Origin of the sequence: Caenimonas sp. SL110 (assembly GCF_001044395.1) — a bacterium.
In the GTDB taxonomy this organism is placed as follows: domain Bacteria; phylum Pseudomonadota; class Gammaproteobacteria; order Burkholderiales; family Burkholderiaceae_C; genus Ramlibacter.
Genome location: NZ_JANU01000042.1, coordinates 34,619 through 58,370 on the forward strand (window position 1 = coordinate 34,619; position 23,752 = coordinate 58,370).

The following is a 23,752-nucleotide window of genomic DNA, read 5'->3' on the forward strand; positions in this document are numbered from 1 at the left end:
AACGAAACGTAAGCTGTCGAGCGCTGGACAGCAATTGTCGGGCGTTTGGTAGGGCGTGTTGGACTTGAACCAACGACCAAAGGATTATGAGTCCTCTGCTCTAACCAACTGAGCTAACGCCCCACGCAACTTGTGATTGTAAGAGGCTAGGGCTTGTGGCTCAGCGCATTGCTCACCAGCTTGCTGGTGATGTCCACGATCTGGATCATGCGTTCGTACGGCATGCGGGTCGGGCCGATCACGCCGAGCGTGCCCACCACCTTGCCATCGACCTCGTAAGGCGCGCTCACGATCGAGAGTTCCTCGAACGGCACGACCTGGCTTTCACCGCCGATGTAGATGCGAACGCCCTCGGCCTGCGCCGAGATGTCGAGCAGCCGCATGATCTGCGTCTTCTGCTCGAACAGGTCGAACGCGCGACGCAGGTGCGTCATGTCGCTCGAAAAATCGCTCACCGACAGCAGGTTGCGTTCGCCCGAAATCACCACGTCGTCTTCTTCGTTCAGCGCCTCTGAACTGGCCTGTACCGCCGTCTGCATCAGCGTGCCGATTTCGCCGCGCAGCTGATCGACTTCGCCCTTGATGCGTTCGCGCACCTGCTCGATCGCCATGCCCGCGTAGTTGGTGTTCAGGAAGTTTGCCGCCTCGATCAGTTGCGCCTGGGTGTAGTCCACTTCGGTGAACACCACCCGGTTTTGCACGTCACCTTCAGGCGACACGATGATGACCAGGTAGCGCTTGTCCGACAGACGCAAAAATTCGATGTGCCGGAACACCGAAGTGCGTCGCGGCGCTTTGACCACGCCCACGAACTGCGATAGGTTCGACAGGATCGCAGCAGCATTCGCAATGACTTTTTGCGGCTGGTCCGCAGCCAGGCTGGGCGTGGCGAGCTGTTCGCGCTGCGCGGTCAGCATGGTGTCCACAAACAGGCGATAGCCGCGCGCCGTCGGGATGCGGCCGGCCGACGTGTGAGGGCTGGCGATCAGGCCGAGTTCCTCCAGGTCGGACATCACGTTGCGGATGGTCGCCGGCGAAAGCTCGAGCCCCGATGCGCGCGAGAGCGTGCGCGAGCCCACGGGCGTGCCGTCGGCGATATAGCGTTCGACCAGCGCTTTCAACAACAACTTGGCACGGTCATCTAGCATGATGTGGGGTCTTTTGATTCATTCTAGCCAGCAGCCTGCCAACGCCATTTTTTAATGATGTAATTTGCTCGTGAAATCCCACTTTTCCCAGGTCGCCATCGTCGGCAAATACAACGCCCCGGTCACCGGCGCGGCCGGCGTACAGACCCGCGAGGCACTCGAAGAAATTGCGCACTTCCTGGCCTCGCAAGGCTGCGAGGTGGTCTTCGAGCACGACACGGCCCACGGCTCTGGCATCACCGGCTACCCTGCCCTGGATTTGCCTGCCATCGGCGCGCGCTGCGACCTGGTGCTGGTGGTCGGCGGCGACGGAACCATGCTGGGCGTGGGTCGGCAGCTGGCGCGCTTTGGTGTGCCGCTGATCGGCATCAACCAGGGGCGGCTGGGCTTCATCACCGATATTCCGCTGGAGCTTTTTCGCAACGCGCTCACCCCGATGCTCCATGGTGAGTTCGAGGAAGACCACCGCAGCCTCATGCACGCGCGCGTGATGCGCGACGGGCATTGCGTGTTCGATGCGCTCGCGATGAACGATGTGGTCGTGAACCGGGGCGCCACGTCCGGCATGGTGGAGTTGCGGGTCGAGGTTGACGGCCACTTTGTTGCGAACCAGCGTGCCGACGGCCTGATCGTCGCATCGCCGACCGGCTCGACCGCCTATGCGCTGTCTGCCGGCGGACCGCTTCTGCATCCTTCCACACCAGGATGGGTGCTGGTTCCCATCGCGCCTCACACCCTCTCCAACCGGCCTATCGTGCTGCCCGACGCATCGGAGATCGCCATCGAACTCGTGTCCGGCCGCGATGCCAGCGCGAACTTCGACATGCAGTCGCTGGCGTCGCTGCTGCGCGGCGATCGCATCACCGTGCGGCGTTCGCAGCACCGGGTGCGATTCCTGCATCCACGCGGCTGGACCTATTTCGACACCCTTCGCAAGAAACTCCACTGGAACGAAGGCCACTGACATGGCATTGAAGCGTATTGCCCTTCGCGATTTCGTCATCGTGCGTGAACTGGAGCTGGACCTGTCGGGCGGCTTCAGCGTGCTCACCGGCGAGACCGGAGCCGGCAAGTCGATCCTGATCGATGCGCTCCAGCTGGCGCTGGGTTCGCGCGCCGAGGCAACCGTGGTGCGTGAAGGCGCGGCGCGGGCCGAAATCACGGCGGAATTCGACCTTCCTGCGTCGCTCGTTGCCTGGCTCGAAGAGGCCGGGTTCGACTCGCAAGACAGCCTGCTGGTCAGGCGCAGCATCGACGCGCAGGGCAAGAGCCGTGCGTGGATCAATGGCAGTGCGGCAACCGCCACCCAGCTGCGCGAAGTCGCCGACCAGCTGGTGGATATTCACGGCCAGCACGCATGGCAAAGCCTGACACGGCCCGATGCGGTGCGCGGCCTGCTTGATGGCTATGCCGCCATTTCCACGCAAGCGCTGCAGCAATCGTGGCAGCGTTGGCGCGCTGCACAGAAAACCCTGGCCGAGGCGCGCGAAGCGCAGGATTCGCTTCAGCGCGAACGTGAACGCCTTGCATGGCAGATCGGTGAAGTCGACAAGCTCGCCCCGGGTGCGAGCGAATGGGACGAGCTCAACGCGAGCCATACGCGGCTTGCGAATGCGCAGGCGTTGCTCGAGGCGGCGCAGGGCAGCCTCGGCTTGCTCGAAGGCGAAGAAGGCGGCGCGACACGCAGCTTGTCGCAGGCCGCTTCGCTGCTGCAGGCGCAGGAGCATGTCGAGCCCGCTTTCCGTGAGTTGGCGCAGGTGCTGGCCTCCAGTCTTGCGCAGGCCGAAGATGCTGCGCACTCGCTCAATGCTTACCTGCGCAAGACCGAACTCGATCCCGAGCGCCTTGCAGAACTCGATGAGCGCATGTCGCTCTGGTTGACACTTTCGCGCCGCTACAAACGGACACCCGCGGAGCTTCCCGGCCTTCTGGCATCGTGGAAAGAAGAGCTGGCGCGACTTGACGCTGCAGCCGATCTGGCGGCGCTGGAAGCCGTCGAGAAGAAGGAGTCCGATGCGTACCTGACGCAGGCTCGGCTCGTGTCCAAGGCGCGAACGCGGGCTGCGCCTCAGTTGGCCAAGGCCGTGACCCTTGCCATGCAAGGCCTGGGCATGCAGGGCGGTCGCTTCGAAGTCGCGCTGGAGCCAGCGCCCCAGCCCACGATGGCCGGCCTGGAAGAGGTCGCGTTCCTGGTGGCAGGACACGCGGGCAGCACCCCGCGTCCGGTGGGCAAGGTCGCATCGGGTGGCGAGCTGTCGCGCATTGCGCTGGCCATTGCGGTAACGACGTCCCGCCTGGGCACGGCGCAGACTTTGATCTTCGACGAAGTGGATGCGGGTGTCGGCGGCGCGGTTGCGGAAACAGTCGGCAGGCTGATGAAGCAGCTGGGCCGCGACAGGCAGGTGCTGGCTGTGACTCACCTGCCGCAGGTCGCGGCCTGTGCAGACCACCATCTGGTGGTCGCGAAGCAAAGCGATGCGGCCGGGCCTTCGAGCAAGGTCGCGCCCGTGCAGGGTGAGCATCGGGTCGCCGAAGTCGCACGGATGCTGGGCGGCGAACGCTTGTCCGGCACCAGCCTGGCGCACGCCAAGGAAATGCTTTCGGGCAGCGAATAGGCAGATCAGGTTCATGGCACTTGAAGTCATCCTCATCACCGGCATGTCCGGCTCCGGCAAGTCGGTCGCCTTGCGGGCACTGGAAGATGCTGGCTACTACTGCGTGGACAACCTGCCGCCCGAGTTGCTGGTGCCTTTCATCGAGCTCGAGCAGCAGATCAAGGCCGAGCGGGTGGCTATTGCGATGGACGTGCGCAGCGCAACGTCGCTGCCGATGGTGCCGTTGCAATTGCGCGAACTCAGCGCCAGGGGCGTGAAGATACGGCCGCTGTTTCTGGATGCGACCACAGACACACTGGTGCGGCGCTTTTCCGAGACGCGCCGGCGTCATCCGCTTTCCAGCAACCGCCCTGTGACCGGCGGCGAACTGGCCCATGACCAGCAGCACGCACTGGTGGACGCCATCGAACTCGAACGCGAACTGCTGTCCGACCTGCGAGAGCATGCCCACGTCATCGACACCAGCGTGATCCGCTCATCGCAGTTGCAGGCGCATGTGAAGTCGTTGCTCGCAGCGCCGCTGAGCCAGCTCACCCTGGTCTTTGAGTCGTTTGCCTTCAAGCGCGGCATTCCGGTGGATGCCGACTATGTGTTCGACGTGCGCATGCTTCCCAATCCGCACTACGAGCCGGCGCTGCGCGAGCTGACCGGGCGAGACGAGCCGGTGGTCGAGTTCCTCAAGCGTCATCCCGATGTCGATGTGATGTACAGCCACATCGAAAGCTTTTTGAATCACTGGCTGGAGCCGCTCGCGCGCGATCACCGCAGCTATGTCACGGTCGCGATTGGTTGCACCGGCGGCCAGCATCGCTCGGTGTACCTGGTGGAGCGGCTGTGTGCGGAATTTGCGTCGCAATGGGTCACGCTCAAACGCCATCGCGAACTCGACGCGGTCTAGCCTGTCGATTCGGATCAGCTGCCTGCGAGCAGTTTGCGCACGGGCGCGGGCAGGCCCAGTTTGGGCCACTCGGTTGATGAGAACCATGCGCCTTCCCTGCGCTCGAGTCCCGCCGCTGGAAACTGTCCACTCACCGGGTGCAGGTACAGGTCTTTGTGGGTGAGTACGTGCATGAATGGCGTGCCGTCCTGCAGCGGTTCATCGCTCCCATCGGTGGCCTCCAGCGCCTCACGCGACTCGAAGACCGGCAGGCAGTAAAGCCCCGCCCATATCCCGGAATCAGGACGCTTCTCCAGCCAGATGTAGCCCTGGCCCGATCGGGCGAGCAACAGCCAAAGCGATTGCGATGTGCGCTTGAGCTTGCGCGTTTTCACCGGATACTTTTCTGGCGCACCGAGTTTGAACGCCGCACACTGATCGTGCACAGGGCAGATCAGGCAACTCGGGTTGCGCACGAGGCACACAGTTGCGCCAAGGTCCATCAAGCCCTGGGTATAGCGCGGCATCGTGTCCTGCAGGTTCCTCTTGGGTAACAGGGCCTGCGCATGGGTCCAAAGCTTTTCCTGGTTGGCAGAAGACGCAAGGTCGTCATCGAAAGCGAGCACGCGCGCCAACACGCGCTTCACGTTGCCGTCGAGAATCGCGATGGGTTCACTAAAGCAGAATGACGCAACCGCTGCGGCAGTCGAGCGGCCGATGCCCGGCAGGCTCTGCAACTGTGCAGCGCTGCGCGGAAACTCACCCCCGTGCAATGCGACGACGTCCTGTGCGCAGCGGTGCAGGTTGCGGGCGCGGCTGTAATAGCCAAGACCGCTCCACAACCCGAACACGTCGTCGATGCTCGCCTGGGCAAGTGCCGCGACATCGGGAAAGCGCTCGAGAAACCGTTCGTAGTAGCCCAGCACCGTCGCGACCTGCGTCTGCTGCAGCATCACTTCGGAAAGCCACACCCGGTAGGGGTCGCGGGTCTGCTGCCAGGGCAAGCCGCTGCGGCCATGGGTCTTTTGCCAGCGCACGACGCGGCCGGCAAAACCATGAGGCAACGATGTCATGCGGACTGGAGGGCAGCCGAGTCGTTGGCCGCGCCTTCAGCGGCGGGAATGGTGACCAGGTGGTCGGTGAGCTCAGTGAGCTTCGCGTCGAGTTCGTCGATCACAACGCCCTGCGCTTCGATCTCCGCAATGCGGTCGTCCAGCCCGGTCGCGGCCTGCTGGATGCGCTCGATGGCTTCGATACGGCGGCCGAAATTGCGGCGGCGTTCGCGAAGCTGCGCATCGAGTTGCGCGGCTGCGGATTTGTTCCACAACTCCACCTCACCGAGCGCTGACTCGTACACCACCCGCAGACGCGTGGCCAGTGCACGCACCAGGCGGTCGGCGAACTCGGGCTGCGCGAGCCGGAATGTGTTGCCCACGCCGAGGTACTGCATGTGGCTGCGCTCGACCAGGTCCAGGTCGCGTTCGTAACGCGCGAGGTCGGGTTCACGCGGCGCCTGCAGCGAGAAACCATATTCGGCATTGAGCTGGCGGAACGTGCCCGTGAGCATCGACTGGATTTCGCCACTGGTGCTTTGCGCCGTTTGCAGCCCCTTGCGCAAGCGCTCGAAGGTGGACGAGTACGCCTTCTTGACGCCAAGCTTGATGCCGGGTTGACGCAACGCCGTCGTGAGCTCTGCCATCTCGCTCTTGAGGGTGCTGGTGCCTAGCAGCGTGAACACATCACGCAGCAGCTTGAGGTGAACCGAACGCACTGCGTGAATACGGGCACCGCTCACATCGAAATCGACCTGCTCCTGCTCGATGCGCGAGCGCATGTGCTTGATGACCGAGGTGTTCTTGCCGCGCAGGCCTTTGAGCTCCTGCATCTGCTCGGCAAGGTCGCGGCGGCGGATGTTGATCGCACGTCCGGCTTCGACGCGCAAGTCGCCGATACCTGCCGCGACGGCCGAGCGAAGGATCTTGCGCCGCTGCCCCATCACGCCATGGCTCAGGGCACGCTCCAGGCTCGGCAGGTTGCTCGCTTCCAGCAGCTGCGCATCGTCATTGACCTTGGCGACCAGGCCCTTTTGTGCAGAGACCGGAATGACCTGGTCACGCGGCAACCCGAGGATTTCAGCGGAAACCGAACGCTGACGCTCGATCTGCGCCTGCACCTGCACCGGGGTGCTGAGCGAATCCCACATCGTGTCGATCTTGTTGAGAACCACCAGCCTCGAATCGACGTTCTCGGTCTCGGTAATCAGGTGTTCGCGCCAGATGGAGAGATCGGATTTGGTGACGCCCGTATCCGCCGCAAGGATGAACACAACCGCATGCGCCTGCGGAATCAGGTTCACCGTCAGTTCGGGCTCGGCGCCGATGGCATTGAGGCCTGGCGTGTCGAGGATGACCAGCCCCTGCTTGAGCAGCGGGTGTGCGATGTTGATGAGTGCATGACGCCAGCGGGGAACCTCGACCTCGCCCTGGGCGTTGAGCATCGGGTTGTCGTTGGGGGAGTCGTCGTGCCAGAAGCCCAGCGCCTTCGCTTCATCTTTGGAAACATGGCGCACCTCCGCGACTTTCTCGAAGGCCTTGGCCAACTGCGCGGGGTCGTTCACGTCCAGGTCGATGCGTGTCCATTTCTCGGGCACGGCGCGCCATTCCATCAGGGCTTGCGGCTGCAGGCGCGTTTCGATGGGCAGCAGTCGCAGGCACGGCGGCACGTCGCTGTCGTAGCCCAGCTCCGTCGGGCACATGGTGGTGCGGCCGGCGCTGGCGGGCATGATGCGGCGCTTGTAGCCGGCAAAGAAGATGGCGTTGATCAGCTCCGACTTGCCGCGCGAGAACTCGGCGACGAAAGCCACCATGACCTTGTCCGAACGCATCTGCGTTTCAAGACGGCGCAAGCGCTCCTCGACGGCCGCATCCAGCAGCTCATGATCCTTGAGCCACTCGGAGAGCAGTTTCAGGCGTAACGCGAATTCTCGCCGCCAGGCGCCATGCTGGTCGAATTGATCGTTGAAGGAACCGCCCAAACATGCCCCCGGAAAGTGAATTTTGAATATAGCACCCTGCTGCGCGCGCGGCCTTCAGGATTTCTGGCAGATGGGACAGAAGTAGGTCGCGCGCTGCCCCTGGCGAATGCACCGGATCGTCGTGCCACACACCCGGCAGGGCTCGCCCGCACGGTCATACACCATCGCTTCCAGCTGGAAATACCCCGCTTGCCCATCGGCATTTGAAAAATCGCGCAAGGTGCTGCCGCCTTTTTCCACTGCGCGGGCAAGCACGTCGCGCACCGCCTGCCAGAGCCTGGCCGCTCGCGGCTTCGTGATGCGCGATGCCTTGATCGTGGGACGGATGCGAGCCAGAAAGAGTGCTTCGGACGCATAGATGTTGCCAACGCCCACCACGATGTCGCCCGCAAGCAGCACCTGCTTGATGGCAGCGTTGCGAGCCTTGAGCGCAGCGTGGAATCCGGCGGCATCGAAGTCATCGGTCAGGGGCTCGACGCCCAGCCGGCCCAGCAGCTTGACCGCCTCGGGCGAATCCACGCGTTGTGCAAAGACGACTGCGCCAAACCGCCTCGGATCGTTCAGCCGCAGTACGCCTTTGGTGGTCATGAGGTCGAAATGGTCGTGCGTGCCGGCATCGGGCTGTGCAGGCGCAAAGCTCAGGCTGCCGGACATGCCCAGGTGAACCAGCAAGACGCCAGAGTCGAGGTCCAGCAACAAATACTTGCCGCGCCTGCGAACCGCCAGGACGGTGCGACCGACAAGCTCATCAGGAACAATTCCGATCGGCCAGCGCAAGGGCTTGCCCATGCGAACGGCTTCGATCCGGGCCCCTGCAATACGGTCGGCGAAGCTGCGCCGGGTGACTTCGACTTCTGGCAGTTCGGGCATTGGGGTCGCTTTGGCTTGGAGGCGCTCGAAACAAGGCCTTGGATTATTATGGTTCGATGAAGCGATTTCACTTTGCCAGCGCAGTGCTGCTGCTGGCGTTGGCCCAAGGCCAGGCCCTCCATGCCCAGCCGGCGCCAAAGGCCGACAGTGCGCACGAATCGGTCGACGTCACGCCCACCGCGCTGGACGCGCAGCTCTTCTACCAGCTGCTCCTGGGCGAACTGAACGCCAGGGGCACCGAGCCCGGCGCGGGATATTCGCTGATCCTGGATGCGGCTCGCAAGACGAACGACCCGACGCTTTACCAGCGCGCGGTAGAAGTCGCGATCCAGTCGCGATCGGGCGAAGCGGCATTGCAGGCCGCGCGCGCCTGGAAGCAGGCTTTTCCCCAGTCGCGTGAGGCCAATCGCTCGGTGCTGCAAATCCTGCTGGTGCTCAATCGGGTGGCCGAAAGTGGCGAGCTTCTGAAGGGCGAGCTGGCACTGACGCACGCCAAGGATCGCAGCGGCGTCCTCGCGCTGATACCCCGCCTGTACGCCCGCGTGACAGACAAGAAGCTTGCCGCCGCCGTGGTGGAGCAGGCACTGGCAGACGCGCTGGCCGATCCGGCAACAGGCGCTGCGGCATGGACATCGGTGGGACGTTTGCGCCTGGCCGCAGGCGACAGCAATGGCGCCATTGAAGCCGTGCGCCGTGCGCAGCAGGTCAACCCGTTCGCGGAAGGCCCGGCCTTGCTCGCACTGGAACTGATGGATCCCAAACAGCCGCAGGCCGAGGTGCTGGTCAAGCGCTACATGGAAGGCAAGCCGCTGGCTGAATTGCGGATGGGCTATGCGCGGGCGCTGCTCGATACGCAGCGCTATCCCGAGGCGTCACAACAGCTGAGAGTGGTCACCGCCGAAAAGCCCGACTATCCAGAAGCGTGGCTGGTGCAGGGCACGCTGCAACTGCAGGACAACCAGGTTGCGGCCGCCGAGACGTCGATCAAGCGTTATGTCGATCTCGCACTGGCCCAGCGTGGAGGCGAAGAGCGCAGCCGGGGCCTCGCACAGGCGTATCTGTCGCTGTCTCGCATCGCCGAACGGCGCAAGGATTACGCACTGGCGGCGGCCTGGCTCGACAAGATCGAGAACCCGCAGGATCTGGTCGCCGCGCAACACCGCCGCGCCTCCATCCTTGCCCGGCAGGGAAAGATGGATGAAGCGCGCAAGCTGCTGCGGTCCTTGCCTGACCGCAGCCCCGAAGATGCCCGCATGAAGATGATGGCCGAGGTCCAGCTCCTGCGCGAGAACAAGCAATACAAGGCCGCCTATCAGGTCATGTCGCAGGCCATTGCCAAGGAGCCCTTCGATGCAGACCTCGTCTATGACCAGGCCATGCTTGCCGAAAAGACCGGGGACCTGGCCGAAATGGAGCGATTGCTGCGCCAGGTGATTGCTGCAAAACCCGAGTACCACCATGCCTACAACGCACTGGGCTACTCGCTGGCCGAACGCAATGTGCGCCTGACTGAAGCCAAGGCACTGATCCAGAAGGCGTTGTCGTTTGCGCCCGACGACCCGTTCATCACCGATAGCCTGGCCTGGGTTGAATTCCGTATGGGCAACAAGGCCGAGGCCCTGCGCATCCTGGACGGCGCGTACAAGGCTCGCCCTGACGCGGACATCGCAGCGCACCTGGGTGAAGTTCTCTGGAGCATGGGCCAGCGCGAGCGGGCACAGGCGATCTGGCGCGAGGGCCTGCTGATGAACAGTGAAAACGAAACGCTTCTGGAAACGCTGAAGCGCCTGCGGGTCAAGCCGTGAGCCTGGCGCTGACAGGCAGGGTGTGGCTGCACCTGGCCGCGGTGCTGGCGGCGGCTCTGCTGGCCGGCTGTGCAAGTCCTGCGCGCTCGACCGCTGAGCCAGGACAAAGCTGGGCCGGCCGCCTGGCGCTGCAGGTGACCGACCGACCGTCCGAGTCGTTTTCTGCCGGGTTCGAGTTGCGCGGACATTCGGACGCAGGCGAATTGAAGCTCGATTCGCCTCTGGTCGGGACGCTGGGCGTGCTGAGTTGGCGACCCGGCTCCGCCACGCTGCGCTCGGCAGGGCAGGTACGGCAATTCGAATCGATCGACGCGTTGGTCACTCACGTCACCGGCTCACCCATGCCCGTCGCGGCGCTCTTCGACTGGCTGCGGGGCATCGATTCACAGGTGCCGGGGTGGCGCGCCGACCTCTCGCAAGTTGCGCAAGGCCGCGTGATCGCCAGGCGCATCGAGCCAACGCCGCAGGCTGAGTTGCGCGTGGTGTTCGAGCGCTAGCTGCGAGATGAAAGCGCTCTACGACATCGCAGCGCCTGCCAAGCTGAACCTGTTTCTTCACGTGACGGGGCGCAGGCCTGACGGAATGCACCTGCTGCAGTCGGCGTTCATGCTGATCGACTGGCGCGACACACTCCATTTCGAGTTACGCGCCGATGGCGCCCTGAGCCGCGAGGACCTGCTGGAGCCCTTGCCCGCAGACGACCTGACGCTGCGAGCAGCCCGGGCGTTGCAGACGGCGGCTGGATCGACGCAAGGCGCGCACATCAGCATCGAAAAGCGGGTTCCGGCGCAGGCCGGCATGGGGGGAGGGTCGTCCGATGCGGCCTCGTGCCTGCTGGCGCTGAACCGTCTTTGGGGATTGAATCTGACGATGGCGCAATTGCAAAAGATCGGCCTTGCACTGGGTGCGGACGTGCCGTTCTTCCTCTCCGGCCACCATGCCTGGGCCCAGGGCGTGGGGGAGGAGTTGACCCCGATCGGCCTGCCTCACGCGCGGTTTCTGGTGGTCAAACCACCCCAGGGACTGGAGACCGCAAGAATCTTCGCGCATGCCGATCTGAAACTCGACAGCACCGCTGCTATAATTTCAGGCTTTGCTGCAAACCCGTACGGTTTTGGTACCAACGATTTGCAGCCGGTAGCGCAGAGACTCTGCCCAGGCGTCGACGAAGCCCTCCAATGGCTGGCTTCGCAAGGTCTTCAGGGTCGTATGACAGGTTCCGGTAGCGCAGTTTTTGCGCTGCTACCCCCGGGCAAGGCGCCAGGCGCCGCGCCCCCAGGTTGGAACGTGAGGGAATGCGTGAATTTGGAGGCTCATCCTCTGGTGGGATGGGCACCCAGCGACGATTGATCGGTGGGCGGCTGGTTTCAGCCGTCAACCCGTGTAGGGGAGTCGCCAAGTTGGTAAAGGCACTGGATTTTGATTCCAGCATGCGAGGGTTCGAGTCCTTCCTCCCCTGCCAGTTTTTTGTGGAAATGCCAGAGCATCTGGCATCCTGTTGAAATGCCAGAGCATCTGGCATTGTTTTTAAAACTCGCTGGCGCTTAACTCCGGATAAATAACATGCAGGTCGTTCCGCATCCTGATTTCATGGTGTTTACCGGCAACGCCAATCCGGCGCTTGCCGCTGAGATTGCCAGCCACCTCGGTATTTCACTCGGTGCAGCCAGCGTTGGCCGCTTTTCCGATGGTGAAGTCACGGTCGAGATCAACACCAATGTACGGGCGCGCGATGTGTTCGTTGTGCAATCGACTTGCGCACCGACCAATGAAAACCTGATGGAACTGCTGATCATGGTCGATGCGCTCAAGCGTGCGTCGGCCGAGCGGATCAGCGCGGTGATCCCCTACTTTGGTTACGCACGGCAAGACCGGCGACCGCGCTCATCGAGAGTTCCGATTTCGGCAAAAGTGGTGGCCAACCTGCTGCAGACCGTTGGCGTCTCGCGGGTCCTCACGATGGACCTGCACGCTGACCAAATCCAGGGCTTCTTCGACATCCCCGTGGACAACATCTACGCGTCGCCAGTGCTCCTGTCCGATGTGCGAAAGCAAAACTACGAAGACCTGATCGTTGTGTCGCCAGACGTGGGCGGTGTGGTCCGCGCGCGTGCCCTTGCCAAGCAACTGGACACCGACCTGGCCATCATCGACAAGCGCCGCCCCCGGGCGAACGTGAGCGAAGTCATGCACGTCATCGGAGAGATCGACGGCCGCAACTGCGTGATCATGGACGACATGATCGACACCGCCGGAACGCTGGTAAAGGCAGCCGAGGTGCTGAAGGCGCGTGGCGCCAAGAAGGTTTACGCGTATTGCACCCACCCGATCTTCTCGGGTCCAGCCATCGAACGAATCGCCAATGGCGATGCCCTCGATGAAGTGGTGGTGACCAACACCATTCCCCTGTCGCAAGAGGGCCTGGGCTGCAAGAAGATTCGCCAGCTCACGGTGGCGCCTTTGATCGCAGAGACGATCCAGCGCATTGCCAAGGGCGAATCGGTAATGAGTTTGTTCTCGGACCAGGAAAACCTCTTTTAAAGAGGCGAACCGGCCTGAGGCTTTAGTGGCCCCTTCCGGGGGCTTTTTTGAAACGGGATCCACTGGTCGCGGTGGATTCTTACCAGGAGTCAGTTATGAAATTCGTCGCTTTTGAGCGCGCCAAGCAGGGTACGGGTGCGAGCCGCCGTCTCCGCAATACCGGCAGGACGCCCGGCATCGTCTACGGTGGTGAAGGCCAGCCGCAACTGATCGAACTCGATCACAACGCCCTGTGGCACGCCCTGAAGAAGGAAGCCTTCCACTCCACCATCCTCGACATGGAAATGGACAGCAAGGAATCCAAGGTTCTGCTGCGCGACGTGCAGGTGCACCCGTACAAACAGCAAATCCTGCACATCGACTTCCAGCGCGTGGACGCCAGGACCAAGCTGCACATGAAGGTGCCGCTTCACTTTGTGAAGTCCGAAGAGTCGCAAGCCGTGAAGTTCGACCATTGCGTCGTCAACCACGTCATGTCCGAGCTCGACGTCTCCTGCCTGCCCAAGGACCTGCCCGAGTTCATCGAGGTGGACCTGTCCGGCATGAAAAAGGGTATGTCCCTGCACCTGGCCGACATCTCGCTGCCCAAGGGCGTCACTGCCGTGACGCGCGGCAAGCCAAACCCGGTGATCGTCTCTGTGGTGTCGATCGGCGGCGAAGAGCCTGCTGAAGCCGGCGCAGAAGGCGCCGCACCTGCAGCTGATGCCAAGGCACCGGCCAAGGACGCAAAGGCTGCCGGCAAGGATGCGAAGGCGCCTGCCGCCAAGGCACCGGCTGCCAAGCCTGCTGCCAAGAAGTAACTTCTTCACAGCATCGCACTGCCAAACGGCCCACTTCGGTGGGCCGTTTGCATTTGTGCCTCCACTGATAATCGGCAAATCATGATCAAGCTGTTTGTTGGCCTGGGCAATCCCGGCCCTGAATACGAAGCCACTCGCCACAACGCCGGCTTCTGGTGGGTCGATGCGCTCGCCCGGGAGCTGAAGGTGTCGCTCGTGCTCGACAAGGCGTATCACGGTGTCGTCGCGCGAACGACCTTGCATGGCCAGACGATCTGGCTGCTCGAGCCGCGCACGTTCATGAACCTCTCGGGCAAGTCGGTTTCTGCGCTCGCCCGGTTCTTCAAGATCCAGCCCGAGGAAATCCTCGTCGCGCACGATGAACTCGACGTTGTACCCGGGCAAGCCAAGCTCAAGTTCGGAGGTAGCCACGCCGGGCACAACGGTCTGCGCGACATCCACGCGCAACTGGGCACCGGTGACTACTGGCGCCTTCGGCTGGGCATCGGGCATCCCGGTGTGAAGGCCGAGGTCATCAACTGGGTTCTGAAAAAACCCGCTCCCGACCAGCGTGAACTGATCGAGGAGTGCGTGGAGCGCACGCTCAAGGCTGTGCCGGCCATGCTGGCGGGAGAGATGGAAAAGGCGACGCTGCTGGTTCACACCAGCAAGCCGCCGCGCCCCAAGCCGCCACGGCCCGACGGCGTCTAGCAAAACAACGGGAGAGAAAAATGAAAAGATTGTTGGCCGCGCTCGCGGCAGCTGCGGCATGCGCGCCAGTTTCGGCGCAGACGATTTACCGATGTGGCGATGCCTATAGCCAGACGCCGTGCGCTGGTGCCACGGTCCTTCAGACGAGCCAGCATCCGGTCTCGCCGCGCGATGTGCAGGCGACCCGAGCGGCATCGCTGCGTGACGCCAGGCTGGCCGACGCCATGGAAAAGGATCGCATGATGGCTGAGTCCAGACCCGCATCCCTGAATATCCTGCCTGTCGGCAAGCGACTATCCGATGCAAGCTCTTCAGAGAAAAAGGTGGTGATGTCCAAGCCGGACAAACTGCACGTCTTTACCGCCCACGCACCCGCAAAACCCGGGGAAAAGACAAAACCGAAGAAAAAGAAAAAAGCCGGCTAGCCGCTCAGGTCGGCTGCTGCGCCTGCGCCGTCAGCCGCTGGTATTTCTGCCAGAGCGTTTCGCGGCTTTCGATGTGTTCCGGATGGATCGGGATGCAGGCCACAGGACAGACCTGCACGCACTGCGGCTCGTCAAAGTGGCCGACGCATTCGGTGCACTTGGCGGGGTCGATCTCGTAGATTTCCGGCCCGAGAAAAATCGCCTGGTTGGGGCATTCCGGTTCGCACACATCGCAATTGATGCATTCGTCGGTAATCATCAGAGCCACGAACCAGGTCCTCCACGCAAGGGAGCAGTCCCCGCAGTTCTGGCATTATCGACGGCTTCATGAGTGTCTTCCTGTTCAAGCGCCTCATCACCCTGATCGCGACGCTGATAGGCGCATCGGTCGTCGTATTCCTCGTGTTGGAGATCCTGCCGGGCAACGCGGCGCAGATCCTCATGGGACCCGATGCCTCGCCGGACGCCGTCCAGGCGCTGGCCGTCAAGCTGGGCATCGACCGCCCCCCGATGGAGCGCTACTGGAACTGGGTGACCGGCATGCTGGTCGGCGACCTGGGCACCAGCTACGCATACAGTACCCCGGTCTCCGAACTCGTGGTCGAGCGACTCGCCCTCACGGTTCCACTGGCCCTCATGGCGATGGCCTTGACGGCAGTCATAGCGCTCGCTGCCGGCGTTTACGCCGCATCCCGCCACAACAAGCTCGGCGATGTGGGCGTGATGGGGCTTTCGCAGATCGGCATTGCGATTCCCAATTTCTGGTTCGCCATCTTGCTGATCCTGCTGTTCTCGGTGCACCTGAAATGGTTCTCGGCAGGCGGCTTCAATGGCTGGAGCGAAGGCATCTGGCAAGGCTTCAAGTCGCTGATGCTGCCCGCACTGTCGCTGGCGGTCGTCCAGTCCGCGATCCTGGCCCGCATCACCCGCTCTGCCGTGCTGGAGGTGCTTCGTGAAGACTTCGTACGCACGGCACGCGCCAAGGGCGTCTCGCAACGCGCAGCGCTCTGGGGTCACGTCCTGCGCAACGCGCTGATCCCCGTCATCACGGTGATGGGGCTGCAATTTGCAGAACTGCTCGCGGGCACGATCGTCGTGGAGAGCGTGTTCTACCTGCCGGGGCTCGGTCGCCTGATCTTCCAGTCGATTTCCAATCGCGACCTGATCGTGGTGCGCAACTGCGTGATGCTGCTGGCTGCAATGGTGGTGATCGTGAATTTCATCGTGGACATCCTGTATGCGGTGATCGACCCGCGCGTGAAGGCCAGCGATATATGAGCTCGCTACCCGTGGCCATCGCGCCGCCGCTTGCCGCACCCGGATTCTGGAAGCGCGCGTTCGCGCACCGCAGCTTCACGCTGGGCGCTGTCCTGAGCACATTGCTGGTGCTGGCTGCGGCGCTGTCCCTGGTGTGGACACCCCACTCGCCGTATGACGTGGAGATGGCCCTGAAGCTCCAGCCACCCGGCAAGGGTTTTCTGCTGGGGACCGATCCTTATGGCCGCGACATCGTCTCACTGCTGCTCGTCGGCGCGCGCGCGTCCATCGTCGTGGGCGTGATCGCGGTGAGCATCGGGCTCATCATCGGCACCGCATTCGGTTTGCTGGCTGCAGCTCGCCGCGGATGGGTCGAAGAACTCATCATGCGGCTGGCCGACTTCGGCTTCGCGTTCCCGGCCATCCTGTCGGCAATCATGCTGACTGCGGTGTTCGGACCCGGCATGGTCAACGCCATCATCGCGATCGGCATCTACAACATTCCGACCTTCGCCCGCATCACCCGCGCATCGGCCAATGCCGTGTGGGGACGCGAATTCGTCCTTGCGGCGCGCGCCTGCGGCAAGGGGGCGTTCAGCATCACGATCGAGCACGTGCTGCCCAACATCCTGTCGGTGCTGATCGTGCAGGCAACCATCCGGTTTGCAATCGCGATCCTGGCCGAGGCCGCCCTGTCCTACCTGGGCCTGGGCACGCAGCCGCCCCAACCTTCATGGGGTCGCATGCTGAGCGAGGCACAGACCCTCTTGTTCCAGGCGCCGATGCTCGCGGTGTATCCCGGCGTCGCGATTGCATTGGCAGTGCTGGGGCTCAACATGCTCGGCGATGGCCTGCGCGATCTGTTCGATCCCCGCCTGGCGAGAAAACGCTAGATGACCACACTGCTCGAAGTCCGCAACCTGAGCGTCAAGCTGCAAACCCATCGCGGCCCGGCGTACGCCGTGCGCGACATCAGCTTCACGCTCGATCGCGGCGACACACTCGGGCTTGTCGGCGAATCGGGATGCGGCAAGTCGATCACCGTGATGGCACTCATGGGGCTGTTACCGGAAAACGCCGAGCTCACCGGAAGCATTCGTTTTGACGGCCAGGAACTCATCGGCCTGGGCGATGAGGCGCTCTGCCAGATTCGCGGCAACCGCATCGGCATGATCTTCCAGGAGCCGATGACTGCGCTCAACCCTGTGCACACGATCGGCAGGCAAGTCGCAGAGCCGCTGCGCCTGCATCGCGGCATGTCATCTGCAGATGCGCGCAAGCAGGCCATCACGCTGCTCGATCGCGTCGGCATTCCCGATGCGGCCCGGCGCATCGACGCCTACCCGCACCAGTTCTCCGGCGGCCAGCGTCAGCGCATCACCATTGCGATGGCGCTGGCCTGCGGGCCTGATCTGCTGATCGCGGACGAGCCGACCACCGCGCTGGACGTGACGATACAGCGGCAGATCCTGGACCTCATCAGCGATCTGGTTCAAGAACGCAACATGGCACTGATGTTGATCTCTCACGACCTGGGCGTGATCGCGCAGAACGTGGCGCGGATGATGGTGATGTATGGCGGCAGCGTGGTGGAAAGCGGCGCAACAGAAAGTGTTTTTGCCAATCGTGTGCATCCTTACACGCTGGGACTTTTTGCGGCTCGGCCCGGGCTGCACTCACAAAAAGGCAAGCGGCTGATGACGATTGCAGGGACTGTGCCTGAGCTGGTCGATCTGCCTGCCGGCTGTCCGTTTGCGGGGCGTTGTTCGTTCACGATTCCCGAGTGTCACGTCGTTGTGCCGCCAGCGGTTGACGTGGGGCAAGGCCATGTGGCGAGATGCATCAGGCTGGATGAGGTTGCGCGCGGGCAAGAGGAGGCGGCATGAGCGAACCATTGCTGCGCGTGGAGAACCTCGTCAGGCACTACGCGATGCCGCGCGAAAAACTGTTCGGACCGCCACCCGTCGTGCAAGCGCTCAACGGCGTGAGCTTCACCATCGAGGCGGGCCGCAGCCTGGGCATCGTCGGAGAATCGGGCTCGGGCAAATCGACGCTCGCGCGCCTGGTCATGGCGCTGGACAAACCCACCGCCGGACAGGTCTGGCTGATGGGTCGCGACCTGCACGCGCTGCCTCGCGAAGAACTGCGTGCCGCGCGACGCGATTTCCAGATGGTGTTCCAGGACCCGTACGGCTCGCTCGATCCGCGCCAGACGATAGAGCGCATCGTGGCCGAACCGCTCGCCGCGCAGGGCGCGACACGCGCAGAACAACACAAGCAAACCGCAGATGTGCTGGCTTCGGTGGGCCTGCGCACCAGCGACCTGCGCAAATATCCGCACGAGTTCTCAGGCGGACAGCGGCAACGCATCGCCATCGCGCGCGCGCTCATCACGCGCCCCCGCCTGATCGTCGCCGATGAGCCGGTCAGCGCGCTCGATGTGTCCGTCCAGGCGCAGGTGCTCAACCTGATGCAGGACCTGCAAACCGAGTTCGGCATCACCTACATGCTGATCTCGCATGACCTGGCCGTCGTTCACCATTTATGCGATGACGTCGCGGTGCTCTGGCAGGGCCGCATCGTGGAACAGGGCCCGCCGGAGCGGCTCTTCACCGCCGCCGAACACCCCTACACTCGCGCGCTGCTGGAAGCCGTTCCGCAGGCCGAGCCGAAGGCACGGCAACGTGTTGCCACGGCATAAGCAAATCCCGCTTGCCACGTTCGCGCAAACTCGGGGATGATGTATTTTTAGTTTCTTTCTCTCGCTGGAGTTCTAGACCATGTTGAACCGCCGTACCGTCCTCGCTACCGCCGCACTGGCCACCGGGTCCCTGTCGTTGCCGCAGGCCCTGGCCCAAGGCAAGAAAGACTCCATCGTGCTCGCAATGGCACTGGAGCCCAGCCCCGGCCTCGATCCCACCGGCGGCGCTGCGTCGTCGATCTCCGAAGTCACGCTCTACAACATCTACGAGACCCTTACCAAGGTCAACTCCGACGGCACGGTCACCCCGCTGCTTGCCGAGAGCTGGGAAGTCTCGCCCGACCTCAAGACGTATACCTTCAAGCTGCGCAAGGGCGTCAAGTTCCACAACGGCGAGCCCTTCAATGCGCAGGCCGTGAAGTTCTCGTTCGACCGCGCTGGCGGCGAAAAGAGCACCAACAAGGACAAGCGCACGTTCGCCAACCTTCGCACGCAGGTAGTCGACGACAGCACCGTGGTCCTCCTGACTTCAGAGATCGATCCCGACTTTCCGTTCCTGCTCGGTCAGGGCACCGCGATCATCGTCGAGCCCAAGAGCGTCGACACCAACGCCACCAAGCCCAACGGCACCGGCCCCTATCGCCTTGAAAACTGGGTCAAGGGCTCGTCGATCGTGCTGGCGAAGTGGGACGGCTATCGCAATGCCAATGCGGTCAAGCTGAAGAAGGCGACCTTCCGCTTCATTCCCGACCCGGCTGCGCAGATGGCCGCATTGCTTGCAGGCGACGTCGATGCGTTCCAGCGTGTCACGGCGCGCGGCATCCAGCAGTTCCAGAGCAACCCGAAGTTCCAGGTGGTCGTCAGCGGCTCGCGTGCCAAGACCATCCTGGCCATCAACAACAAGAAGAAACCGCTCGACGACGTGCGCGTTCGCCGCGCCATTGCGATGGCCATTGACCGCAAGGCCGTGATCCAGGGTGCGGCCGACGGCTTCGGCGCGCCGATTGGCAGCCACTACGTTCCGGGCGGCTTTGGCTACGTGGACACCACCGGCATCAATGCCTACAACCCCGACAAGGCCAGGGCGCTGCTGAAAGAAGCCGGCATCAACGGCCCGCTCGAACTCACCATCACCCTGCCACCGCCACCCTATGCGCGACAGGGCGGCGAAGTCATCGCTTCGCAGCTGTCCAAGGTCGGCATCACCGCCAAACTGCAAAACGTCGAATGGGCGCAGTGGCTGTCCAACACCTACGGCGGCGGCCACAACTACGACATGACGATCATTTCGCACGTCGAGCCGTTCGACCTGGGCAACTTTGCCAAGCCCGACTACTACTGGGGCTACAAGTCCACGAAGTTCGACGACCTGTACAACAAGATCAAGACCACTGCCCGACCCGCCGATCGCGCCAAGCTGCTGGGCGATGCGCAGCGCCTGCTGGCCGAAGACAGCGTGCACGCGTTCCTCTACCAGCCGCAGTGGGTCACGATTGCGAACAAGGGCGTCAAGGGCCTGTGGAAAGACATGCCGATCTTTGTGAACGACCTGTCCGCGCTGTCCTGGTCCTGATTTCGCGCGCTCCAGGAAGTACCGATGTCGCAGCAGTACACGCAGGCCTTGCATGAGCTTTCAGCCGCAGACCTGATCGCCGGATATCGCCGGCGCGATTTTTCGCCGGTGGAGGTGACGCAATCGGTGCTCGGACACATCGAGCGCTGGGAGCATCACATCCACGCGCTGTACCTGTTGCGCCCCGAGCTTGCGCTGGAGCAGGCGCGGGCGAGCGAAGCCCGCTGGCAGGCAGGCACGCAGTTGGGTTTGCTCGATGGCGTGCCCGTCACGATCAAGGACAACATCGCGACCCGGGGCGACCCGACGCCGCTGGGCACGGCTGCTGTGGACCTGGTCCCTGCCGCGGCTGACGCGCCGCCTGCGGCACGCGTGCGGGAATCCGGAGGCGTCATCATCGCCAAGACGACCATGCCCGACTACGGCATGCTGTCTTCGGGCCTCTCCAGCTTCCACAAGCTGGCGCGCAATCCGTGGGACTTGCGCTGCACACCTGGCGGGTCCAGCGCGGGCGCCAGCGCGGCAGCAGCGGCTGGCTACGGGCCGTTGCACATCGGTACCGACATCGGCGGCTCACTTCGATTGCCCGCCGGCTGGTGCGGCATCTTCACGCTCAAGCCCAGCCTGGGCCGCATTCCCATCGACCCGCCCTACATGGGCCGCGCAGCCGGTCCCATGACGCGCTCTGTTGCCGATTCCGCGTGGTTCATGCAGGTGCTCTCGCAGCCCGACGCGCGCGACAGCATGAACCTGCCATACCAGGACATTGCCTGGTCCGATTTCGACCAGGGTGCCGAAAAACTCAAGGGGCTGCGCATCGGCCTGCTGCTCGAAGCGGGCTGCGGACTCACGGTAGAACCCGAAGTGCGGGCCGCTGTCGAGCACGCTGCGCGCCTGTTCGAGCGAGCGGGTGCCGTCGTCGCGCCGATGAAGCCGTTCATGTCGCAGGCGATGCTCGATGGCATGGACCATTTCTGGCGCATGCGTTCGCACATCGACATGAACGCCTTGCCCGCACACAAGAAGGCCGCTGTCCTGCCCTACATCCAGCACTGGGGCGACAGCGCCGTCGGCATGAGCGGCGAAGCGGTGTTCAAGGCGTTCAGCCAGTTCCATGCCACGCGCGTCGCGACGGTCACCGCCTGCAACGCGTTCGATTACGTGATCTCCCCGACCTCGCCCGTACCCGCGTTTGCCGCCGAACTGCCGTCGCCGACCAACGATCCGCTGCGTCCGCTGGAGCACATCGGCTTCACGGTGCCGTTCAACATGTCGGAGCAGCCTGCGTCATCGATCAATTGCGGCTACACCCGCAGCGGCCTGCCCATCGGCTTGCAGATCGCAGGCAAGCGCTTCGACGATCTGGGCGTGCTGCAGGTGTCGCGCGCATTCGAGCTGATACGGGATGCGCAGCATCCGTGGCCCGAGCCACCGTCCGAAGTGCTGCGCCATCTGGACTGACTGCCGGTTGAACCATGTTGGCTGACAGCCTGGGCAACCCCGTCACGCTGGAAGACGAGAGCGTCCTCTTGGCGGTGAACGACTTCGTCGAAGGCTTTATCGCCAGCGAGGCGCGGGCCGTGAACATCCTGGCCGCAGCCGAGACCGACCCGAGCGCGATCGTGCAGGCCTATGCAGCAGCGGTCCACATGTTTGCCGAGAGTCGGGACGCGCCATCGAACGCCCGGCCGTACCTTGATCGCGCGTTGCAGGCCCAGGCGCAATCCACACCCCGCGAGGGGCGCTTCATCGCCGCCATCGACGCGTGGGCGCGCGGCGACATCCCCGGTGCCATCCGGCTCCACCAGGAACAGGCGAACGAGCACCCACGCGATCTTGCATCGCTCAAGCTCGGTCACTATCACCTGTTCAACGCAGGCGATTCGCCCGGCATGCTTGCGATGGTCCAGCCTGCGCTCAAGGAAGCGGGCGATGTTTGCTACACACACGGCATGGCGGCCTTTGCGTGGGAGCAGTGCCACGGGCTGGCCGAAGCCGAAGAACAGGCGCGTCAAGCGATTGCGATGTGCCGCAAGGAGCCGTGGGCGCATCACGCGCTGGCGCACGTCATGCTGACGCAGGGCCGCATCGACGAAGGGCACGCTTTTCTGGCTGATGTGAGCGACACCTGGACGGGCCTGAACTCTTTCATGGTCACGCACAACTGGTGGCACCAGGCGCTGTTCGCCATCGAGATGGGCAGGCCGGACGAAGTGCTCGCGCTCTACGACCAGCAGATCTGGGGTGTTGCCCGGGAGTACTCGCAAGACCAGATCAATGCGGTGTCATTGCTGGCGCGCCTCGAACTCGCAGGTGTAGCTGTGGGCGACCGCTGGCAGGACGTGGGGCGTTACCTTGCGGCAAGGCAGCTGGACCATGTGCTGCCCTTCCTGGACATGCAGTACCTGTACGGCCTGGCGCGTGCCGGTCTTGATGCGAAGGCCGACGCCATGATGCGAGGGATAGCGGCGCACGCGGCGGGCGTGCCCGAACATGCGGCGCACGCCTGGCAACAGGTGTGCGTGCCCGCCAGCCGCGGCATGCTGGCGCACGCCAGGGGCAACTGGCAGGAAGCCGCAGTCGAACTGGACAAGGCCCTGCCCCATCTCGCCGAGATCGGCGGCAGCCATGCACAGCGCGACCTGTTCGTCCGCGTGCACCGCGATGCGGTCAAACGCAGCTCGGCTCAATAGCGCCATGCCTACGCTGGTCCTGCTCCCCGGGCTCGCGGGCGACGCCCAGATGTGGCGATCGCAGGTCGATGCGCTGGCAAAGTGGCGACCTGTGGTGACCGATGTCCACTCGCGGCACGACAGCATCCCCGAGATGGCGTCGGCCCTGCTGTCCGAACACGACGGCGACCTGGTGCTGTGCGGCGCGTCCATGGGCGGGATGCTGGCGATGGAGGTCGCGCGGCAGGCACCGGAGCGGATCGCCGGCCTCGCCCTGCTCGGCACCAACGCCAACCCTGAAACCCCAGCGATGCGAGACCTGCGCGAAGCGGCAATCATTCTGTTCGAACAGGGGCGCCTCGCCGAGGTGATAGAGCCCAATGTCGCAATGGCCTTTCACCCGGACCATGCGCGTGACGATGCGCTGGTCAATGCCTATCTGGAGTTTGTGTATCGCGCGGGCGCTGCCCAGTTGGTGGCGCAAAACCGCGCAGTGATCGCCCGGCCGGACGCCAGAAATCATCTGCCGACCGTACGCTGCCCCACCCTCGTGATGTGCGGCGACACCGACCGGCTGGCGCCCCTCATGCACTCCCAGGAAATTGCGTCGCTCATCCCCGGCGCGCAGCTGGTGATCGTGCCGCGCTGTGGGCACATGCTGACGATGGAGCGGCCTGCGTTCGTGAATGCCACGCTGGCCCAGTGGCTGGGCAGCCTTGCTTGATGAACCAGTTCGACTGACTG

Annotated in this window: 23 protein-coding genes and 2 tRNA genes; 19 read left to right on the top strand and 6 right to left on the bottom strand. The window is 63.6% G+C overall.

What is annotated here, in order from left to right:
• Positions 1-46: 46 nt before the first annotated feature.
• Both AQ12_RS18180 and hrcA read right to left on the bottom strand, forming a co-directional pair.
• Positions 47-123: transfer RNA gene (locus AQ12_RS18180), tRNA-Ile, on the bottom strand.
• Positions 124-146: 23 nt separating this feature from the next.
• Positions 147-1,148 carry a heat-inducible transcriptional repressor HrcA gene (gene hrcA, locus AQ12_RS18185; protein WP_048441376.1) on the bottom strand — a complete coding sequence of 334 codons (1,002 nt, stop codon included), beginning with the start codon at positions 1,146-1,148 and terminating at the stop codon, positions 147-149.
• A 70-nt stretch (positions 1,149-1,218) separates the two neighbouring features.
• On the opposite strand from hrcA, the gene AQ12_RS18190 reads away from it, so the two are divergent.
• Genes AQ12_RS18190 through rapZ form a run of 3 tightly spaced genes read left to right on the top strand, consistent with a single transcriptional unit; the run spans position 1,219 to position 4,661 of the window.
• Entirely contained in the window at positions 1,219-2,112 is an 894-nt protein-coding gene (locus AQ12_RS18190; RefSeq protein WP_048441377.1) for an NAD kinase, read from the top strand.
• Between the two features lies 1 nt (position 2,113).
• Complete coding sequence (recN, locus tag AQ12_RS18195) at positions 2,114-3,763, top strand: DNA repair protein RecN (RefSeq protein ID WP_048441378.1); 1,650 nt, start codon at positions 2,114-2,116, stop codon at positions 3,761-3,763.
• Positions 3,764-3,776: 13 nt separating this feature from the next.
• Positions 3,777-4,661 (top strand): RNase adapter RapZ, encoded by an 885-nt coding sequence (gene rapZ / locus AQ12_RS18200; RefSeq protein ID WP_048441379.1) that lies wholly within the window; start codon positions 3,777-3,779, stop codon positions 4,659-4,661.
• A gap of 14 nt (positions 4,662-4,675) precedes the next feature.
• Here the strand turns inward: rapZ and mutY are convergent, their stop codons facing one another.
• Genes mutY through mutM form a run of 3 tightly spaced genes read right to left on the bottom strand, consistent with a single transcriptional unit; the run spans position 4,676 to position 8,544 of the window.
• Positions 4,676-5,713 (bottom strand): A/G-specific adenine glycosylase, encoded by a 1,038-nt coding sequence (mutY, locus tag AQ12_RS18205; protein WP_048441380.1) that lies wholly within the window; start codon positions 5,711-5,713, stop codon positions 4,676-4,678.
• Positions 5,710-7,674 (bottom strand): dynamin family protein, encoded by a 1,965-nt coding sequence (locus AQ12_RS18210; RefSeq protein WP_048441381.1) that lies wholly within the window; start codon positions 7,672-7,674, stop codon positions 5,710-5,712. Before AQ12_RS18210 ends, mutY begins: the two co-directional genes overlap by 4 nt.
• Positions 7,675-7,728: 54 nt before the next feature.
• On the bottom strand, positions 7,729-8,544 hold the full coding sequence (mutM, locus tag AQ12_RS18215; protein ID WP_048441382.1) for a bifunctional DNA-formamidopyrimidine glycosylase/DNA-(apurinic or apyrimidinic site) lyase: 816 nt from the start codon (positions 8,542-8,544) through the stop codon (positions 7,729-7,731).
• Positions 8,545-8,600: 56 nt separating this feature from the next.
• Between mutM and AQ12_RS18220 the strand changes: the two genes are divergently transcribed.
• The 8 genes from AQ12_RS18220 to AQ12_RS18255 all read left to right on the top strand — a co-directional run bounded on the left by AQ12_RS18220 (position 8,601) and on the right by AQ12_RS18255 (position 14,805).
• Positions 8,601-10,349 (top strand): tetratricopeptide repeat protein, encoded by a 1,749-nt coding sequence (locus tag AQ12_RS18220; RefSeq protein WP_048441383.1) that lies wholly within the window; start codon positions 8,601-8,603, stop codon positions 10,347-10,349.
• Positions 10,346-10,846, top strand: coding sequence for a lipoprotein insertase outer membrane protein LolB (locus tag AQ12_RS18225; RefSeq protein WP_048441384.1), 501 nt, complete (start codon positions 10,346-10,348; stop codon positions 10,844-10,846). Before AQ12_RS18220 ends, AQ12_RS18225 begins: the two co-directional genes overlap by 4 nt.
• A gap of 7 nt (positions 10,847-10,853) precedes the next feature.
• The gene (gene ispE / locus AQ12_RS18230) at positions 10,854-11,699 is read left to right on the top strand and encodes a 4-(cytidine 5'-diphospho)-2-C-methyl-D-erythritol kinase (RefSeq protein ID WP_048441385.1); all 846 of its coding nucleotides are present in this window, start codon (positions 10,854-10,856) and stop codon (positions 11,697-11,699) included.
• Positions 11,700-11,734: 35 nt separating this feature from the next.
• Positions 11,735-11,811, top strand: a tRNA-Gln gene (locus AQ12_RS18235).
• Positions 11,812-11,912: 101 nt separating this feature from the next.
• Positions 11,913-12,890, top strand: a complete 978-nt coding sequence (locus AQ12_RS18240; protein WP_048441386.1) for a ribose-phosphate pyrophosphokinase — start codon at positions 11,913-11,915, stop codon at positions 12,888-12,890.
• A gap of 95 nt (positions 12,891-12,985) precedes the next feature.
• Positions 12,986-13,690: a 50S ribosomal protein L25/general stress protein Ctc gene (locus tag AQ12_RS18245; RefSeq protein WP_048441387.1), complete on the top strand. Its 705-nt coding sequence runs from the start codon at positions 12,986-12,988 to the stop codon at positions 13,688-13,690.
• Between the two features lie 81 nt (positions 13,691-13,771).
• Positions 13,772-14,380 carry an aminoacyl-tRNA hydrolase gene (gene pth / locus AQ12_RS18250; protein ID WP_048441388.1) on the top strand — a complete coding sequence of 203 codons (609 nt, stop codon included), beginning with the start codon at positions 13,772-13,774 and terminating at the stop codon, positions 14,378-14,380.
• 32 nt (positions 14,381-14,412) lie between these two features.
• Positions 14,413-14,805, top strand: a complete 393-nt coding sequence (locus AQ12_RS18255; protein WP_152682850.1) for a hypothetical protein — start codon at positions 14,413-14,415, stop codon at positions 14,803-14,805.
• 4 nt (positions 14,806-14,809) lie between these two features.
• Here AQ12_RS18255 and AQ12_RS18260 read toward each other — a convergent pair whose 3' ends face one another.
• On the bottom strand, positions 14,810-15,073 hold the full coding sequence (locus AQ12_RS18260) for a YfhL family 4Fe-4S dicluster ferredoxin (RefSeq protein ID WP_048441390.1): 264 nt from the start codon (positions 15,071-15,073) through the stop codon (positions 14,810-14,812).
• Between the two features lie 59 nt (positions 15,074-15,132).
• Here AQ12_RS18260 and AQ12_RS18265 point away from each other — a divergent pair, with 59 nt between their 5' ends.
• The 8 genes from AQ12_RS18265 to AQ12_RS18300 all read left to right on the top strand — a co-directional run bounded on the left by AQ12_RS18265 (position 15,133) and on the right by AQ12_RS18300 (position 23,732).
• On the top strand, positions 15,133-16,083 hold the full coding sequence (locus tag AQ12_RS18265) for an ABC transporter permease (protein WP_048441391.1): 951 nt from the start codon (positions 15,133-15,135) through the stop codon (positions 16,081-16,083).
• Positions 16,080-16,955 carry an ABC transporter permease gene (locus AQ12_RS18270; RefSeq protein ID WP_048441392.1) on the top strand — a complete coding sequence of 292 codons (876 nt, stop codon included), beginning with the start codon at positions 16,080-16,082 and terminating at the stop codon, positions 16,953-16,955. The genes AQ12_RS18265 and AQ12_RS18270 overlap by 4 nt, the downstream gene beginning before the upstream one ends.
• Entirely contained in the window at positions 16,956-17,948 is a 993-nt protein-coding gene (locus tag AQ12_RS18275; RefSeq protein ID WP_048441393.1) for an ABC transporter ATP-binding protein, read from the top strand.
• Positions 17,945-18,763, top strand: a complete 819-nt coding sequence (locus AQ12_RS18280; RefSeq protein ID WP_048441394.1) for an ATP-binding cassette domain-containing protein — start codon at positions 17,945-17,947, stop codon at positions 18,761-18,763. Before AQ12_RS18275 ends, AQ12_RS18280 begins: the two co-directional genes overlap by 4 nt.
• 79 nt (positions 18,764-18,842) lie before the next feature.
• Positions 18,843-20,336, top strand: a complete 1,494-nt coding sequence (locus AQ12_RS18285) for an ABC transporter substrate-binding protein (protein WP_048441395.1) — start codon at positions 18,843-18,845, stop codon at positions 20,334-20,336.
• 24 nt (positions 20,337-20,360) lie between these two features.
• The gene (locus AQ12_RS18290) at positions 20,361-21,797 is read left to right on the top strand and encodes an amidase (RefSeq protein WP_048441396.1); all 1,437 of its coding nucleotides are present in this window, start codon (positions 20,361-20,363) and stop codon (positions 21,795-21,797) included.
• A 14-nt stretch (positions 21,798-21,811) separates the two neighbouring features.
• Positions 21,812-23,029: a tetratricopeptide repeat protein gene (locus AQ12_RS18295; protein WP_048441500.1), complete on the top strand. Its 1,218-nt coding sequence runs from the start codon at positions 21,812-21,814 to the stop codon at positions 23,027-23,029.
• Between the two features lie 4 nt (positions 23,030-23,033).
• Positions 23,034-23,732, top strand: a complete 699-nt coding sequence (locus tag AQ12_RS18300; RefSeq protein WP_082151678.1) for an alpha/beta fold hydrolase — start codon at positions 23,034-23,036, stop codon at positions 23,730-23,732.
• Positions 23,733-23,752: the final 20 nt, after the last annotated feature.